Source organism: Mycoplasmopsis felifaucium ATCC 43428, from assembly GCF_000687775.1.
GTDB lineage: Bacteria > Bacillota_I > Bacilli_A > Mycoplasmatales > Metamycoplasmataceae > Mycoplasmopsis > Mycoplasmopsis felifaucium.
Genome location: NZ_JHXS01000008.1, coordinates 1 through 19201 on the forward strand (window position 1 = coordinate 1; position 19201 = coordinate 19201).

General features: G+C 27.4%; 15 protein-coding genes. 8 read left to right on the forward strand and 7 right to left on the reverse strand.

The annotated features are described in order from the left end of the window. Window positions 1-413 precede the first annotated feature (413 nt). The 5 genes from T390_RS03790 (at window position 414) to T390_RS0101855 (ending at window position 7697) form a co-directional block, all read left to right on the forward strand. Window positions 414-3683, forward strand: a complete 3270-nt coding sequence (locus T390_RS03790; RefSeq protein ID WP_036436061.1) for a type I restriction enzyme subunit R domain-containing protein — start codon at window positions 414-416, stop codon at window positions 3681-3683. 245 nt (window positions 3684-3928) lie between these two features. Further along, a complete protein-coding gene (gene deoD, locus T390_RS0101840) occupies window positions 3929-4639 on the forward strand; it encodes a purine-nucleoside phosphorylase (protein ID WP_027334814.1) in 711 nt (236 codons plus the stop codon). 25 nt (window positions 4640-4664) lie between these two features. Beyond that, the gene (locus T390_RS0101845) at window positions 4665-5960 is read left to right on the forward strand and encodes a pyrimidine-nucleoside phosphorylase (RefSeq protein WP_027334815.1); all 1296 of its coding nucleotides are present in this window, start codon (window positions 4665-4667) and stop codon (window positions 5958-5960) included. A 21-nt stretch (window positions 5961-5981) separates the two neighbouring features. Then, complete coding sequence (gene deoC, locus T390_RS0101850; RefSeq protein WP_036436063.1) at window positions 5982-6650, forward strand: deoxyribose-phosphate aldolase; 669 nt, start codon at window positions 5982-5984, stop codon at window positions 6648-6650. 120 nt (window positions 6651-6770) lie between these two features. Next, entirely contained in the window at window positions 6771-7697 is a 927-nt protein-coding gene (locus T390_RS0101855) for an MAG3090 family protein (RefSeq protein WP_027334817.1), read from the forward strand. Between the two features lie 27 nt (window positions 7698-7724). Here the strand turns inward: T390_RS0101855 and tpiA are convergent, their stop codons facing one another. Then, a complete protein-coding gene (tpiA, locus tag T390_RS0101860) occupies window positions 7725-8492 on the reverse strand; it encodes a triose-phosphate isomerase (RefSeq protein WP_027334818.1) in 768 nt (255 codons plus the stop codon). Between the two features lie 85 nt (window positions 8493-8577). Beyond that, the gene (gene ligA, locus T390_RS0101865) at window positions 8578-10557 is read right to left on the reverse strand and encodes an NAD-dependent DNA ligase LigA (RefSeq protein ID WP_027334819.1); all 1980 of its coding nucleotides are present in this window, start codon (window positions 10555-10557) and stop codon (window positions 8578-8580) included. Between the two features lie 84 nt (window positions 10558-10641). Here ligA and T390_RS03795 point away from each other — a divergent pair, with 84 nt between their 5' ends. Next, complete coding sequence (locus tag T390_RS03795; protein WP_051590852.1) at window positions 10642-11910, forward strand: MAG2810 family protein; 1269 nt, start codon at window positions 10642-10644, stop codon at window positions 11908-11910. 27 nt (window positions 11911-11937) lie between these two features. On the opposite strand, the gene T390_RS0101875 is transcribed toward T390_RS03795, so the two are convergent. From T390_RS0101875 to T390_RS0101895, 5 genes are read right to left on the reverse strand one after another with little or no spacing between them, the layout of a single operon-like run. Then, window positions 11938-12204 (reverse strand): Smr/MutS family protein, encoded by a 267-nt coding sequence (locus T390_RS0101875; protein ID WP_027334820.1) that lies wholly within the window; start codon window positions 12202-12204, stop codon window positions 11938-11940. 25 nt (window positions 12205-12229) lie between these two features. Then, the gene (mutM, locus tag T390_RS0101880; RefSeq protein ID WP_027334821.1) at window positions 12230-13051 is read right to left on the reverse strand and encodes a DNA-formamidopyrimidine glycosylase; all 822 of its coding nucleotides are present in this window, start codon (window positions 13049-13051) and stop codon (window positions 12230-12232) included. Between the two features lies 1 nt (window position 13052). Then, a complete protein-coding gene (locus T390_RS0101885) occupies window positions 13053-14345 on the reverse strand; it encodes a glucose-6-phosphate isomerase (protein ID WP_027334822.1) in 1293 nt (430 codons plus the stop codon). 8 nt (window positions 14346-14353) lie between these two features. Then, window positions 14354-15598 (reverse strand): hypothetical protein, encoded by a 1245-nt coding sequence (locus tag T390_RS0101890; protein WP_027334823.1) that lies wholly within the window; start codon window positions 15596-15598, stop codon window positions 14354-14356. After that, window positions 15598-15948, reverse strand: coding sequence for a S1 RNA-binding domain-containing protein (locus T390_RS0101895; RefSeq protein ID WP_027334824.1), 351 nt, complete (start codon window positions 15946-15948; stop codon window positions 15598-15600). The genes T390_RS0101890 and T390_RS0101895 overlap by 1 nt, the downstream gene beginning before the upstream one ends. 312 nt (window positions 15949-16260) lie before the next feature. Here T390_RS0101895 and T390_RS0101900 point away from each other — a divergent pair, with 312 nt between their 5' ends. Both T390_RS0101900 and T390_RS0101905 read left to right on the forward strand, forming a co-directional pair. After that, complete coding sequence (locus T390_RS0101900) at window positions 16261-17736, forward strand: MAG3090 family protein (protein WP_027334825.1); 1476 nt, start codon at window positions 16261-16263, stop codon at window positions 17734-17736. A gap of 87 nt (window positions 17737-17823) precedes the next feature. After that, window positions 17824-19185, forward strand: coding sequence for a glycine--tRNA ligase (locus T390_RS0101905; RefSeq protein WP_027334826.1), 1362 nt, complete (start codon window positions 17824-17826; stop codon window positions 19183-19185). The last annotated feature ends 16 nt before the right edge of the window (window positions 19186-19201 follow it).

Consider the following 19201-nt stretch of genomic DNA (forward strand, 5'->3'; position numbering starts at 1 on the left):
ATATCAGAAGATTTATCCCAAAAGGCACATCTATGGATAAATTCACTCAAAGTGATATGGATATAATTCAAGAAAGAATTAATAAAATTGAAAGACACAATATCGCAGACTGAAATTATAAAAATTTCAAGCCTTTTCAGTTAGAGAAAATTTCAAACTCGTTCATTAATAAGTAAACGAAAATTCAGGTAATTTGTAAAATTCATTAAAAAATTCATCTTTTTTTGCCTTATAAGGCAATCTTTTCTATTATTTTCTAATCAATAGTCTATTATTAAAATAGATTTTTATTATTTATCTTTTTAGGCGGAATCTCACTTTTGCATTTTATATATATTGTATCAATTACCCTTACACCTGTTTACAAGAGATTGTAATATAATTAATATGTTAATATTAATTAAAGAGGTTATATGTATCCAGAAACATTTAATAATGAACAAAAATTTGAAGATGCCGTTGTTGAAATGCTAACTCAATATGGTTGAGAGTCAAATATTCTTAAAAATTTAACTGAAGAAGATATTTTCAATAACTGATTAGAAATTATTTATAACAATAATAAAGGTATTGATAGACTAAATGATGTTTATTTTTCTGATGGAGAAAAGAAACAACTTAGAGATAAGTTAAATAACTTATTAGGTAGTTCTTTTGAAGCTTATAAACAAATTATTCATTCAACTATAACAATAAAAAGAGATAATCCTAAGGATAAATTACACCTAGGCACAGAAGTATCATTAGAATTATTTGATAAAGACGCTATAGCGGGTGGTAAAAGTAAATATCAAATTGTTAGACAACCAAGATTTACAGTTCATACCCAAGGTCAAAAGAATAGAAGAGGTGACTTACTACTTTTAATTAATGGACTCCCTTTAATCCATATTGAACTTAAAAAATCGGGTGTAAGTATTTCTGAAGCTATTAATCAAATTCAAAAATACTCTAAAGCAGGAGTATTTACTGGTATTTTTTCACTAGTACAAGTTTTTGTAGCTATGAATCCTGAAGAAACTAAATATTTTGCTAATCCAGGCAGAAAACCTTTTAATGAAGCTTTTATGTTTAAATGAGCTGATAAAGAAAATAAACCATTTGATTCATATAAAGATGTTATTAAACATTTATTATCTATTCCAATGGCACATAAATTAGTTGGATATTATACTATCGCTGATAATGGCGATAAATCTCTAAAAGTAATGAGAAGTTATCAATGTTATGCTGCTGAAGCTATATTAGATCGTGTTAAAAACGCTTTATGAACTGAAAAAGATCATTTAGGTGGTTACATTTGACATACAACAGGAAGTGGAAAAACCTTTACAAGTTTTAAAACAGCTCAATTAATTAAAAATTCAAATAAAGCAGATAAGATCGTTTTCATTATGGATAGATCTGAATTATGAACTCAATCATATAAAAATTACATTCAAATAGCTAATGATGATGAAATAGTAAGCGATACAGATAACTCTTATGATTTAATTAGAAAACTAAAAAATAAAACAGATAAGTTAATAGTGACTTCTATCCATAAAATGAGTAAGATTCAAAGTGATGGTTATGAAAATGAAGGTGATAAAATTAATAAGTTTCAGGCTGATATAGATAAAATCAACGAGAAGAAACTAGTATTTATTATTGATGAATGCCATCGTTCAAATTTTGGTGAAATGCATAAAAAAATTAAAGATACTTTCCCAAAAGCCCTATATTTTGGTTTTACTGGTACACCTATCTTTGATGAAAATAGCATTAAAATGAATACAACTGCAGACGTTTTTGGTGATGAATTGCATAGATATAGTATCGCAGATGGTATAAGAGATGAAAATGTTTTAGGCTTTGACCCGTACAAGGTATTTACTTTTGATGATATGATGCTTAGAAAGGCAATAGCTTTTGAAAAATGTAAAACTAATAATATTGATGAAATTTATAATGATGAATCTAAATATCAAATTTACAATCAATATGTAAGAGAAAAATCTATCCCGATGGTCGGTTATATTGATGAATTAACTGGCAAAAAAATTGATGGAATTGAAGATATGATTCCGAACTCTCAATATGCTTTTCCTAATGAAGAGTTAAAAATAAGTGATCCGGCAAAATATGAATATGAATTGAAAAAGTCGCATCCATATCAAGTTGTTAAAAGTATTTTAAGTAAATGAAATCATGTTAGTGATGAGAAAAAATTTCACGGTTTATTAGCTGTTTCTTCGATTCCAGATGCCATTCAATATTTCAAACTATTTAAATATTTTAGAGATAATAACGATGGAACTTATCCTGAAATTAAATTCACTGCTTTATTTAGTTTAACTGATGATAATAAAGACGGTTGAGAATATAAAGAGGATGCTGTTGTTGAAATTCTAGAAGAATACAAAAATAATTTTGGAATTTTGTTCCATCCTAGAGATTTTGATACGTTATTTAAAAGTGATTTACTTGCTAGATTAGCTCATAAAATTGAATATTTTGATATAGATAAAGAAGACAGAAAATCACAGCAAATTGATTTAGTAATTGTAGTTGACCAATTATTAACTGGATATGATTCTAAATGAATTAATGCATTATATCTAGACAAAACATTACAAATGCAAAATATAATACAGGCCTTTTCAAGAACTAACCGTATTTTTGGAAATTATTCAGGTAAGCCTTATGGAGTAATTAAATTTTATCGCCGGCCTCATAAAATGGATAAAGAAATTGATATAGCATTTAAAACATATTCTGGTTTTAAACCTCAAGGTATTTTTGTACCTAAATTACAGGATAATTTGAAAAATCTAAATGATTTATTCTGTGAAATTAAAAGTATTTTTGAAAGAAATAATATTGAAAATTTTGAAACTGTTCCAGCTGATATAGTTGATAAAAGAGCTTTTGTTAAAACATTTAATCAATTTAGTAAATTTTTAGAAGCCGCTAAAGTTCAAGGATTTAATTGAAATAAAAATGAATACAATCCTGATAATTCATTATCAAGCGAAACTGTTAAAATGAATTTTGACGAAAATGACTATAGAACAGTCTTTCAAAGATATAAAAGTTTAGCTACCAACATGGGAACCGAAAGTGATCAAAAACATCAAATCGCATATGATATTGCTTCATCACTTCTACAAATTGATACAGGATTAATAGATGTTGAATACTGTAATAAATTCTTTAATGATTGATATCTTTCACGAGAAAAAAATGCTACTGATAAAGAACTAATTTCTAAAAAATTACAAGAATTTAAATCTGTTTTAAAAAGACTTTCTGATCAAGATAGTGAAATTGTTAAAATAATAATTCAAGATATTGAAAGTGGTAAAACACAAATTAATCCAGATTACACATTGTTAGACTATATTAACAATTATAAAGAACAATCTACTAAGAATAAAATTAACGAATTTGCCTGTTCTATAGGTATAAAAGATGTAGATGGATTTATTCAATATATTAAAAATCATAATATGAACAATTACAATGAAAAAGATGCTTTCAGCTTAATCTTAAATCCTAAGAATTTAGATCAGACAAAGGCAAAAGACTACTTTATCAAAAATAATAAATGAAATAAGTCAGACTTAGTAATGCTTAAAGCTAAAGAAGAAATATATAATTTCTGTTTCATTGATAATAACTTTTTTGACAAAAAAGACTAATTTATAGTTATTTAATAAAAATAATAATTTTCCTGCAAATTGCAGGAATTTTTGTTTAATTCTTTTAAAACCTTCCGCAACAATGCACGTGCGAATAATAATTATTATGTTAGAATATAAATGTAAGTTATATATTAGCTTATTTATCTTCTAATAATATATAAATCGCACAATAATTATCAGATTTCTATTGAAGATATCATATTAATTTATATTAAACATTAACATATTAAAGGAGAAATATTATGACACCACACATTAATGCCCCTCAAGGCTCAATCGCAAAATTAGTTTTAATGCCAGGTGACCCATTAAGAGCTAAATTTATCGCTGAAACATTTTTTGACGAAGGCTATAAATTAGTTAATACAGTAAGAAACGTATTTATGTACACAGGTACATACAAAGGTCATCCAGTTACAGTTGCTGCTAGTGGTATGGGTTGTCCATCAATCGGTATCTACAGCTTTGAATTATTCAACTTCTACGGTGTAGAAAAAATCGTTAGAATTGGTTCAGCTGGTGCTTACACAAAAGACTTAAACTTATATGACACAGTTTTAGTTAGTTCAGCTTATGCAGATAGTAATGCATTCAGAAGATTAGTATTAAATGACGAATCAAACGTTGCATTACCAAGCAAAGACTTAAATGAAGAAATTTTAAAAGCTGCTGATAAATTAGGTATTAAAGTTCAAGAAGTTAGAACTCATTCATCAGACGTTTTCTATGCATCAGTACCTCTTGAAGAAAGAATTAAAGAATCAGGTGCTGAATGTGTTGAAATGGAAAGTTTCGCATTATTCACAAACGCTGAAAAATTAGGTAAAAAAGCTGCTTGTTTATTAACAATTAGTGATAACTTAATTACACACGAAGAAACAACTTCAGAACAAAGACAGACTGCTTTCAAAGACATGATGAAAGTAGCATTAGAATTAGCTTTAGAATACTAAAATAAATTAATTAAAGGAGAACAATATGCGTGTTGTTGACTTAATTGATAAAAAAAGACACGGTTTAGAACTAACTAAAGAAGAAATCGACTTCTTATTAGGTTCTTATGTTGCTGGAAAAACTCCTGACTATCAAATGGCAGCTTTCTTAATGGCTGTTATGTTCCAAGGAATGAAACCTGCCGAATTAGCTTACTTTACAAAAGTAATGATGCACTCAGGTGATGTTATGGATTTAAGTTCAATTCCAGGAATTAAAGTAGATAAACACTCAACAGGTGGAGTTGGTGATAAAACCACTCTTGCTGTTGCTCCAATCGTTGGCGCTTTAGGTGCACCAGTTGCCAAAATGTCAGGACGTGGATTAGGCCATACTGGTGGAACAATTGATAAATTAGAATCTATTCCAGGTTTCACTGTTGAATTAACGGATGAACAATTCAAAAAACAAGTTAAAGAACACAAAATAGCCGTTATTGGTCAAAGTGCCGCTTTAGTGCCTGCAGATAAAAAACTTTATGCCCTTAGAGATGTTACTAACTGTGTAGAATCTATTCCGCTTATTGCTTCAAGTATTATGTCTAAGAAATTAGCTACAGGTAGTGATGCTATCTTACTTGATGTTAAATGTGGCAATGGTGCCTTTATGAAAAATGCTGATGACGCAAGATTATTAGCTAAAACAATGATTTCAATCGGTAAAGAATTGGGTGTAGATGTAAGAGCTGAAATTACAAATATGTCAAGACCAATTGGGTGTGAAATCGGTAACAAAAATGAAGTTTTAGAAGCTATTTGAACACTTCAAGGTAAAGGACCTAAGGACTTTAATGAATTAGTTTACTCATCATGTGCAACAATTTTAGAACAAGCTAAAATCGTTAAAACACATGAAGAAGGTATCAAATTAGTTGAAGAAGTTATTAAAAACGGTAAAGCCCTTGATAAATTCTATGAATTTGTTGCATTACAAGGCGGAAACGTTGAAGCTTTAAAAGATCCTAAATTCTGAAATCCTAAATACTCATTAGATGTTATTGCTAACGAAAACGGATACTTAGATATTTATGATGCTTTAACATTTGGTATTGTTGCTATGAAACTTGGTGCAGGTAGAGCTACTAAAGAAGATTCTATTGACTTTGAAGCTGGAATTACACTTCATAAGAAAACTAATGACGAAGTTCACAAAGGTGACAAATTATTTACTTTATACTCATCAAATCCAATTGATGAAAACTTATTAAAAGAATTAGCAACTGCCTACAAAATTGCTAAATCTCAAACAGAAAACAAAATTATTATTGATAAATTACAATAGAAAATTTACTTAAGGAGAAAAATGTCAATAAACTACAATCAAATGATTGACCATACATATTTAAAAGCTGATGCAACTAAAAAAGATATTGATAAATTAATCGCTGAAGCAAAACAATACAAATTTAAAACTATTTGTGTTAATTCATCATATGTTCCATACGCTAAAGAACAATTAGCTGGTACAGGTGTTGGAATTACATCAGTTATCGGTTTCCCATTAGGTGCAATGCTTACAAACTGTAAAGCTTTTGAAGCTGCTGAAGCTATTAAAGCTGGTGCAGACGAAATTGATATGGTTATTCAAATCGGTAAAATGAAAGACCACGATTATGACTACGTATTAAATGACATTAAAGAAGTTAAAAAAGCTTGTGGAAGTCATGTATTAAAAGTTATTATCGAAACAGCCTTATTAACAGATGAAGAAATCAAAAAAGCAACTGAAATCGTTATGGCTTCAGGTGCTGAGTTTATTAAAACAAGCACAGGATTCTCATCAAGAGGTGCAAACTTACACGATGTTGAATTAATGAAAAGTGTTTGTGGAGATTCATTATTAATTAAAGCTGCTGGCGGTATTTCAAACAAAGACGACATGATCAAAATGAATGAAGCAGGTGCTACTCGTTTCGGTACAAGTAGATCAGTTGCTATTGTTGAAGGTAAAGAATCAACAAGTGGTTACTAAAATCCAAATTTAAAAGAGCGATTGCTCTTTTTTATTATTTTATAGTTAAATTAGTAAATTTTATACACTTTCAATATAAATATTTTAAAATATTTATAGATAATAAAACTGGAGTTAATTATGAAAAAAGTAACTATTATATATGACAAAAAATCTCATCAATATCCATGAGTTTTAAAGAACTTAAGAGCCGATAATAACTTAGCCTGTTTTAACAGTCGTCTAGATGCTTTAAACTGATATTTAAGTTTTGAAATACCTAGCTTAATTGAAATTTATAATTCAAGCGATGCTAAAATAGCTCAAATAACTTTTTTTGGGCCTAAAAATGCAAAAAATGAAGCTAATATTACCCTTAAAGTTTGCCCTGAATCAGACCTTAAAAAATATGAAAAATTATGCAAGGATTATTTAATTGATCCAGATTTACTGAATAGAGATTTTGCCAAAAACACTATAAAACAATCTTTAAAAGAAATGAATTACATAATTTTAAATGATCCTTATAAATATTTTTCTCCAGAATGAGAAATTAAAAATAAAACTATTGAAAAGTCTATAGATCATAAAAGCAGAGATGCTAGAATATTTAAAATTATTAGTGAAATTTTAAAATCTAATATCGCTATAAATAAAGCCTCATTGAAGGAAATGAAAGAGAAATATTTAAATAATGAAGTTTCCTATTTAGAACTATATAAAGCAGTTAAAAATACTGAAGAAATTGATGAATATGAAAAAAATTTAAATAATGAAAACACAGACTATATTAAAGTTGAAAAATACAAAATTCCTGACTTAAAACTTGATGAAATAAAACTTGAAGAAATTCCTGAATTAAAAGAATTTCAAAATCAAGTTTATGAGCTTAACACAAATGAAAATACTAAAGAAACAACAAAAGAATACTTTGGTTATACTCCGGAATATTTGGTACATAAAACACATAAGAAAAAAGCTAATATTATTTTAAGTTCCGCAATATCTGTTTTAATTCTTGTTGTCGTTGCTATGGTTTTATTCTTATTATGATACTTCCTAAAATAATAAAATAAGATCCTTTAAAAGGATCTTTTATTCATTTGTTGAATGGACGCTAATTAATTGTAAAAATTGATCAATATCTAAGCTAGCACCACCTACTAAAAAACCATTAATATCGGGTTCATTAGCGAATTCGCTAATATTGCTAATATTTACACTTCCACCGTATAAAACAGGAACATTAGGCGATGTTAATCTGTGAATCATTTCACTAGCTTGTTGAACTTCTTTTGCTGTAGGTGTTTCTCCAGTACCAATAGCTCAAACTGGTTCATAAGCTACTATAACTTTATCAATATTAACTTCGTTAAGTAAAGCTTTTAACTGTCTGCGTAAAGATTCTTCAGTTCTATTATTGTCTCTATCATCTTTAGATTCACCTATGCAAATAATTGGAGTTATATTATATTTAACTGCTTGACGAATTTTCTTGTTAATCATTTCATCATTTTCGTGTTGTGAATGGTATTTTCTTCTTTCTGAATGTCCACATAAAGCATAGGACACGTTTAAGTCTTGAAGCATTCTAGCACTAACTTCTCCAGTATAGGCTCCATCGTCATGTCTTGACATATTTTGACTGCATAGTTTTAATTGTTTAGCTTTATTTAAACAGTAAGCCGCCAAATTACAGTGAGCGGGAGCGATTGCGAAAGTATTATTATCAATGTATTGTTCTAAGTCTTTGTGAGTTTTTTTGAATTTTTTTAATCTTGAAGCAAATTCTTTATAAAACTCAAGAGTTTCAGTGAAAGTATTATTCATTTTTCAGTTTCCTATAATAATAAACTTCTTCATTGTTTCCTCTTTTCTTTGCTTATTAAATTAATATTTAATATTATAAGCAAAACTAATTTTATGAGACTAAAAAACAGCCATAAGGCTATTTTTTTAGCATTTTATAAAAATCTTCTTCGCTTAATATGGAAATATTCCACTCTATCGCTTTATTTAGCTTGCTTCCAGCATCTGCTCCAGCAACTAAAAAGTTCGTTTTTTTAGATATCGCAGAGAGAACATGACCACCGTTATCTTCAATTAAATTAGCTATATAATCTCTTGGTTGGCTTAATTTACCTGTAATTACAAAACTTAATCCATTTAATGAATCTGATTTGATTTGTTTATCGCTTGAATAAGAAAAAAATTCATCTAATTTTAGAAGTACTTGTATGTTATCTTCATTTTGAACAAATTCTTTTAAACTTTCAAGAATCTTAGTTCCTATGTTCAAAATATCATTTATTTTCGCTAGCTCCTTATCTTCTAAAATATCTGTAAAACAGCCATATTGTTTTGAAATAAGTTTTGCAGCTCTAATTCCAATGTGTTTAATACCTAAAGCAAATAAAACTTTATAAAAAGGATTGTTTTTTGCTTTTTCAATATTATTGAGCAGATTATTAACCTTTTGCTCACCATATCTATTAAGCTGAATTAGATCATTTTTATATTCATTTAAGTTAAAAATATCAACAATGTTTCTAATGTATTTTGGATATAAATCTTTAACAGTAGAAATTCCAAAACCAACTATATTTAAAGCTTTTCTGTCGCAAAAATGGCTTATCATATTAATATTTTTATCTGGGCATAAATTGTTAATACAATATTGATCCACATTATCATCAATTTCAACTAAATTACTATCGCAAGAAGGACAGCTTAGAACTTTATTAAAAATATCTTGTGTATTTTTAATTACTAGCTCAATAACCTTAGGTATTATTTCGCCAGCTTTAATAACTTTAACTTCATCACCAATGTTTATCTTTAGATTACTTATAAAATTATAATTATGAAGTGTAGCAGCTCTTACTATTGTTTGATTTAATTCAACTGGTTCTAAAGAAGCCACATATGTTATTTTTCCAGTTCTACCAACTGTTGTATAAATCTGTTTTATAGTACTTATAGCAAATTCTATGTCATACTTAAATGCAATAGAATGCTTTGGGAATTTGCTTGTTTTGCCTAATTTATCTCATAAATCAAGGTTATTCAATTTTATAACTAAGCCGTCGGCATCATAAGGTAATTGGCTTTTGAGTTCGCCGAAGTTTTCAATTGCTTCCTCTAAATCTTCAATTTCAACTATTTTTTCATATGGATTAGTTGGTATGTTTAAATTCTTCATAAATTTAATGGCTTCTTCTTGTGTATGGATATTATGCCTTTCAGGGTCAACTAACTCATATAAATAAGTGCTTAAGTTTCTTTCTTTTACTATTTTTGGATCGAGTTGTCTAAGGGTTCCACTTGCTATATTTCTAGCGTTTGCATATGCTTTTTCGCTATTTTGTAGCATTTTTAGGTTAATTTCTTCAAAATCTTTTTTGAATAAGAATACCTCTCCTCTAACTTCTAAATTATTGGCATAGTTAATTATTTTAGGAATAGATCGGATCTGATAAATATTTTCAGTAACATCCTCACCTTCTAATCCATCACCTCTAGTAGTAGCTTGAACAAGTTTTCCATTAATATATTTCAAACTAATGCTTAAGCCATCAATTTTAGGTTCAATGCTAAAGTCAAGTTGTTCAAGAGGAACATATTTTAGTATATTTTCTAAATATTTTTCTATATCTTCATATGAATATGCTTTTGATAAAGACAACATAGGTTTTTCGTGCAGCACTTTTTTAAACTTGTTTTCGGCAAAACCACCAACAAATTTTGTTGGTGAATTTTCTTGAATTAATTCAGGATTTTCTGCTTCTAATTTTTCAAGTTCTAAAAGAGCTTTATCGTATTCAAAATCGCTAACGCTTGGATTGTTATGAACATAATACTCAATATTTCAAGTATTAATTTTATTTGTTAATTCTTTAATTAATTCTGCAATTTTTTCTGTATTCATTTCAACCCTTTTATGTTTATTTTAAGATAATAATATTATAATCATAATTATATAGTTAAATATATTTCAAACAAGAGGAGCGAGATGAATAACTACAATTTAATTCTTTCAAAAGACAAGTTTAGAGAGCAACAATATACAACTATTAAAAACGCTACTGAAAGCAAAATTAATACCTTCTTCAAACAAAAAGAAAACGCTAAAAGACTTTCGTTTGCTACAGTAGGATTTTTGACAACATTAATTTTATTTATTGTTGGTGTTGCACTTTTACTTTCTACTGTTTCATTAAATATTTATACAACTTTAGGTCTTAAAAAAGGTAATTGATTATTTGATAATTCTAAACCATTCTTTTGAACTATGTATTCTATTTCTTTGGCTATTTCGTTAATTTGTGGTGTCTGTTATGTTATTGCCAAAAGAGAAAGAATTTCGTTAAAAAGAGATGTGATTCTATCGTTTAATGGTAGAAATATTATTGATTATTTATTCAAATATATTGGATTAAACCCTAAATATGATTTTAATGAAATGGGAGCAAAAATAATTAATTATAGTCCAATTAATTTTTACAAAAACACCAGTAATTTTGCTGATTTAGCAAATTATAATTTAGTTTTAGGTAAATATGAATTGTATGAAGCGACTACAAAAAACCAATATTTCAAGCTACAAAATCTTTTATACCACGATAATTCTTGAGTTGATATTTCTTCTGTAGATAATAAAACTTTCAAAAAAATAATGAAATATAATGCAAATGTATATAAATCAAGAGTTGAACTTGATGAAAATGTTAGAAGATTTGGTATAGCTGCAAAAATTTTAAATATAAATAAAGATTTTAATATTACACTTTTTGATGCAAATAATAATTACTCATCTGCTGAATTATTCAAAATAGAATTAGATAAACAATTTGATTCAATAGTTTTGAATGCTAAACGGAATGTATTATTATCTGAATGACTCGAAGATGAAAATAATTTAAAATACCTTAAAGAATTACATGAATTTATTACTTCAATTAACATTTACAATCCAGCCAAAAAGCAACACATAAAGAAAAATTCAATTAAATCTCTTTCATTAGTTTTAAGAAATCAAGAAGCATTTATCTGGTTTGATACTAATTGTGAACTATTTGACTTAGCATTTTCATCATACACATTAAAAGCCCCTGAAATTGTTGATATAATTACTAATAAAATTATTGATGATTTCTATTTAGTTTATTTATTAATTCAACTCTTAGCCCCATTTGGTCTTGATGTTACTCTTAAAATTGATGAGAAAAAAGTTAATGATGCAAATGAATTAAAAACTTCTGATAATGATTCAGAACTATAAAATAAATGTTAGCCTAGGCTAACATTTTTAATTGTATTTATCATCGTATAAATCATCACCAAAGTCATCATTAATATTGACTATGAATGATGCACTTTGTTTATCTTCATAATACGAACTATTTTCTTTAATTAATCAATCTTCAATGCTTATTTTTAATGCACCAGAGCCGTGGCCTGTAATTATTTGTAATTCATCGCAATAATCTTCAAAAGCTTCATCATACGCTAGAATAACAGCAGAGATTGCTTGATCAACTGTTAAACCATGCAGATCTATAATTTTTCTTTTCATATTTTGATTATATTCCTTTTTTACACTATTTTTGGCAATTTGGACAATAATAAGTCATTCTTTGATTTATTAATTTTTTAGATATTATATTATCACACTTTATGCATTTTTTACCACTTTTCATATGTACTTTTAAAAAGTTTTGGTAGTTTCCGACAATACCATTTACAGATGAATAACTATTTATTGTAGAGCCACCGTGTTTTATAGCATTTGATAAAATATCTTTAGATATTTCAATTATATTTAATCAATCACCATAATTAATATCTTTACATTTAGCTTCTGGATTAATTTTAGCTTCAAATAATATCTCATTAGCATAAATATTACCAATTCCAAGAATATAGTTTTGATCTAGTAATAACGTTTTAACATTAGTATTTTTATTTTTAACACTATCGTATAGCTCTTTTGTGTTAATATCTCATGGCTCTTTGCCTAGTTTATTTAATGGGTTAGTGATAAATAATTCATTAGTGTTCTTAATATAGAAAGCTCCAAATTGACGATAATCGTTATAAATAAGGTCTGTATGATTATTTAATTTAAATATAACGTAGTCATGATTTCTTCGGATTTTTCCTTCAATTTTATCATTAAAATATTTACCAGTCATTCTTAAATGACTAATTAAATTTTTATCATTTGAAAGCTTAAAAATAATGTACTTACCTATGTTATATACGGAAAGGATTTTTTCATTAACTAGATAGTTTTTAAATTGTTCAATATTGCAGTTTTTAAGCAGCTTTGGTAAAAATACCTCTACGTTTGTAACAGTAGTATTTTTAACTAATTTAACTAATTGAGTTGTGACAGTTCTAACTTCTGGAAGTTCAGGCATTTTATTTTTTATCCTTATTCAGGATTTTGAACATACTTGCTTTGTAAACTTCTACTCCAGGTTGGTTGAATGGATTTACTCCAAGTAAATATGCACTTATTGTTAAAGCTCTTTCAAAGAATTGGAATAAGTATCCTAATGTGTAAGCATTAAATGAATCGAATGTAATAACAATATTTGGAATATTTCCAACTTTAGAATGAGCTTCTAAAGTTCCTTGATATGCGGCTTTATTAACTTCGTGTAATGTTTTGCCGTCTAAAAATGATAATTTGTCTGGGTCTTCTGAACCTGTTTTAAAGGTAAGATCGTCAATTGGATTTTTTACGAACAAAACAGTTTCAAATAATAATTTAACACCATCTTGAATCATTTGCCCGATTGAGTGCAAATCAGTTGAAAAGATAGCACTTGTAGGTAATAAACCTTTTCCGTCTTTTCCTTCGCTTTCCGCGAATAATTGTTTTCATCATTCGGCAAAGAATGACATTTTTGGTTCGTAACTTGCGAACATTTCTACTTGATATTTTTTAGATAATATATGTCTAGATACTGCATAAGTATAAGCGTCATTTTCTAAAATGTTTTCTTTATTAGCATTTTTATTAGCTTCTTGAGCACCTAATAACATTTCATCAATATTTATTCCAGCACATTCAAAAGGGAATAATCCAACTGGGCTCAGTGTACTAAAACGACCCCCAACATTGTCAGGAATTACAAATGTTTCATAACCTTTGGCAGAAGCTAATTCAAATAAAATTCCTTTTTTAGCATCAGTTGTTGCAATAATTAATTTTTGTGCCATTTCTATGCCCACTTTAGCTTCAAGTAATTTTCTAAATTCTCTAAAAGCTATTGAAGGCTCTAAAGTAGTTCCACTTTTTGAAATTACGTTAATGGCAAATTTTTTGTTTTCAACATATTTTAATAATGAAACTAATTGTTCACTACTGATTGAATTACCTGCAAAAACAAGTTCAATATCTGGCTTTTTAGTTGAGTATGGACCATAAATAAATTCATATCCTGCTTTTGTTCCTAAATAACTTCCACCAATTCCAATAACAACTAATGTTTCGATTTTTTGGATTTTAAGATTTTTTGCAACGTCCTTAATTTTTTTAATTTCAGGGTCATTAATTTTATTTGGTAAATCAATTCAGCCTAATCAGTCTTTTTCATCAACAGTTTTATTCATTACACTGTTATGAATTTTTCAAACTTTATCTTGTAATTTTAAAATTTCTGTTTCGCTAACTGCGTTTGTAATATTAATGTCTAATGTTTTCATTTTTCTCCTTAGTATTCAAAATCAAATGGATTCTGTTTGTTTAAATATGATTGATAGATATTAGCTCAATAGATCAAGCTAATAAGTGAGCCTAATGTATAAGCAGTGTTATCCAAAAGGGTTATAATACAGCAATTTAAGGAAATTACATTGCTGTAAATATCTTCCAGTCCTTGATTTATACTATTTTTAAATTGACTTATTCTAGTAAAACCAACTTTATCTATGTTATCTTTGATATTTATCTCATCTGTAAGACGATAATCAAACTGTTCATTAAGTATTTTATAATGTGTTAAATAAACCTTCTTACTATTATCAATAATAAATTGTCCATATGTATAAGCGGCTTCAGGCATTATAAAACTTGTTGTAAATGTATTAAGCTTATGGAACAATAAATTTGTTATATTTGCCTGTAAATAAAGTGTATCAGACATAATTGGATTATCAGAACTTAAAAAATTATAGGTATAGCTTTTATTTTCCGAATGCAAAACATAACCATATTTAAAAGCTAAATTTTCATCTATGTTTTCGCTATTACACAATCTGCTACTGGTTTGATACCCTTCAACTAAAGATAATAAGTTACAACCCTTTAAAAGTAATAAAAATAAATTACTTTCTGCAAAAAATGCGTAGTTTGGCGTCAAAATATCAGGCATTACAATGCGATTTTTTTCACTAATACGAACGAATTCTAATTGTTCTTCTAGTTCTCTTTTACCTATAAAAAAGCATTTCTTGGAATATTGTGTGTTTCCGTATTCTTTCATTAGATTATCCAAAATTGTATTGATTAATTCTATTGTATGTTTGCTGTATTTATCGTGTCCGATGAATAAGAACGAAGATCTATTATTTTTTATTAAGTTAGAATATTTTTTTAGCATTCTTTGGAACAAATAAGGTTCATCATTATTAATGAAGTAGTATTGTATTTTCTTATCTGCAAGTATGTCATTTTTAAATAAGAAAGTATTGGCAGCTTTAAAATTTAATAAATCATTACTTTTGCAAAATATAAATAAATATTTGGTGTTTAAATTATGTATACCTTTACTAAATCTGTATAACTCTTTGACATTATCACTATCAAAATTTAAAGCTAGCTCATGAAAACCGAAATTTTCAAATCCATTAACATTTTTAGTTTTAATATCTTTAAATAATTTTGCACTGCGATTGATTAAACTTTCATTTTTAAAATCTGGCGAGAAGTTTATAAATTTTATATCTACTCTATCCATTAGATATCCTTATTTTGAATGTAGCTTTCAATCGTTTCATCAAGTTTAATTTTTAAATTATAAAATCCACCTTTAGTTTCTTTTATTGAATTTTTGAAAGGAGATCTACAAAATACCGGATGATTTATTTTGAAATTTCCAATACCACTAAATTTTTCAAATTCGTATGATTCCACTACAAAATTTATTTTTTGATTTATTTCAAAATATGATTCATTTCTAAATTTTTTAAAATCACTTACTAAACTATATGGAATAAAAAACCTAATATTATTGAAGGTTTTTACAACTATTCCATGTTCATTGATTTCTTTTACTAAACCATTAAGAATGTCACCTTTTTTTATCATATATCTATTATATAGTTTTAATTGTAATGCGACATAATATCTAATAAATAGTTATATGCTTATTTTGCTGATAATTTCTTTTACTAAAAAAGCTATTTTATAAATGTTTTTGATTATATTTATGCTTTTTAAGAATTTTTATTCATTATTATTTAAATTTTATTGTTTATTAGATAACCAATAATGCTATAAATATGATATTTTGGCAAAATGATATTTTTTTCTAAAAAAATCAAAAAAATCATTTTTATTATATAATAAGCATATAAATATGCGTTAAATATATAAAATGCATTTATCCAAGGAGATAATATGAAAAGATTAAATTGTACATACGAACCAAAAATGGACGCTGAATACCCTTGACTTTTAAAACACCCTAAAGTTAAAGCTGGTTTAGCTAAATTTAAAACACGTCAAGAAGCTCTTGATTGATTTATGGGATTAGATTTTGAAACAGCAGTTTGATTCCAAGATAATAACAGAATTTTTGCTGGTCAATTAACTATTGATTCAGATCCTGAAAAAAATGAATGATATTACTACATTAAAGTAGCAGGTTTTGATGGTGAAGCATCATACGAAGGAATGTGTAAAGAACTTTACATTAATCCTCAAAACTTTAAAAGAGATCGTGTATTAGCGAGAAGAAGAGTTAGTGAATTAGTTGAAGGAAAAGATTTTATTTTAATTTCTGATCCATATACATACTTCCCAGCAAATCTTGAAATTTCAAAGAGAAAAGCTAAAGATGTTTTAGATGTTGACGCGTTAAGAATTCAATTTGAAAATCAAATTAACATTCTTAAAGACCAATTAGTTGCAAATAACAAGGTGGCTGATGAAGATATTGAACGTCTTAAAGCTGAATTAGCAAACAAAGATGTTGCTTATGAAGAATTAGCAAACAAAATTGACTTATTAAGACAATCATATGCTAAAGAACTTGAAGGTGTTACATACGAATACATTCACAACTTGAATGAAAATGACTTTATTGGCTCAATTGCTTTATACTCAAAGAAATTAGACAAAGTTTTAGAATTATTTGTAGAAAAAACATCAAGCAAACAAGACTTTAATAGAGTTAAAGAAAACTTTGATAACTATGAAGAAGCTATTAAATTAATTTCATTAACGTTAACAAACAAAAACCAAAAACTTGCTTCAAAACTTAATGAAGAACTTGTTGAAAAAATGAATGCAGTTCTTGCAAAAATCACTGTAGATGAAACTTTAGAAGACTCATACGCTAACCAATCATTCTACACAGCACATGATGGAAAATTAATTCCTGTTTCTTGGGAAACATCATTCGTTTTAGTTGAACTTAAACACGTTGGATTTGTTCAATATGACAAATATACATATTCAATTCCATATCTTGCAGTAAAAAGCACATATTCAGTTACATTAGTTGATTCTGGAACAGTTGAATCTACTCCACAATCAACAACTCAAACAATTACTGTTGAACCTCAACCAGAACCAGTTGTTGAAGAAGTTGTAGAAGTTATTGAAGAAGAACCAGTTGTAGTTGAAACAATTCCAGTAGTTGAATATATTGAACCTAAAGAAGAATCAGTTGAAACACCTATGTTTGAATGCAATCTTGAAAATTGTGAAGATTGCCACAAAGAACCAGAAGTTCCAGCTAAAAAATCATCTTGACTATACTACACAGCAGTTACTACATTATCATTAATTTTAATTACTTTAGTAATTATTACAATTTTAGCTATTATTCAAATTGCAACACAAAATAGCATTGTATTCTTTGGTAAATAGTTAAAGTACAATAAACAACAATCTAGAAGTATCCATCTTTATTATTGTTGTTTATTTTTTATTACAAACATATAAAAGAGGTCAAATATGAAAAATATTGACAAAAACATAACAACTATTGTTAATCATTTAAAAAACACAGGCTTTGTGTTTCAAGGTAGTGAAATTTATGGTGGTTTAGCAAATACTTGAGATTATGGCCCACTAGGATCTATATTAAAAGATAATATTGCTAAAATGTGAAAACGCCATTTCATTTTTAAAGAGCATAATAACTTTTTAATTGATTCAAAAATTTTAATGAATCCTCAAGTTTGAGTAACATCTGGTCATGTATCAAATTTCAATGATCCATTGATTGAAAATAGAGTTAATGGTAAAAGATATCGTGCCGATAAATTGATTCAAGAAATTGATCCAAATATTATTCCTGAAAAAATGACTTTTGAAGCTATGAAACAGTTTCTTGAAGAAAATTTGAAAGAATATGATAATTCAAAATGTATCTGAAGCGATATTCGTAAATTCAATTTAATGTTTGAAACTTATCAAGGTGTTACTGAAGATAAAAAGAGTGCTATTTATTTAAGACCAGAAACTGCTCAAGGGATTTTTGTAAACTTTAAAAATGTTTTAAGAACTTCAAGAGCTAAATTGCCTATTGGTATTGGTCAAGTTGGAAAAAGTTTTAGAAATGAAGTAACTCCAGGTAATTTTATTTTTAGAACTAGAGAATTTGAACAAATGGAACTTGAAGTATTCTGTCATCCTGATAAGGCTAATGAAACATTTGACTATTACATCAATAAAGCAGCTTCTTTCGTTAAAAAAATTGGTTTATCTAATGATAATATAAGAATTAGAAAACATGATGATGAAGAATTAAGTCACTATTCAAGTGCTACAAGCGATATTGAATACCAATTTCCTTTCGGATGAGGTGAATTATTAGGTGTGGCTAATAGAACCGATTTTGATCTTAATGCTCATATGAAGGCAACTGGTGAAAATCTTGAATATCTTGACCCTAATACAAATGAAAAATTTGTTCCATATGTAATTGAACCATCAATGGGTCTTGATAGATTAATGCTAGCTATTGTTATTGATGCCTATGATGAAGAAAAAATTTCTGAAGATGACACTAGAATTGTTATGCGTTTTAATGAAGAAATTGCTCCTTATCAAGTGGCAATATTGCCTTTAATGAAAAAACTTTCAGGTAAAGCTAATGAAATTTACGAAAAACTCTTAGATAAAGGTGTTTTAGTTGTTTATGATGAAACTGGATCTATTGGAAAAAGATACAGAAGACAAGATTCGATCGGTACTCCTAAATGTGTAACAATTGACTTTGATACATTAGAGAATAACACAGTAACAATAAGAGACAGAGATTCTATGGAACAAATTAGAGTTTCTATAGATGAATTATTAAAAATGTTTTAATAAATATACAAAGGAG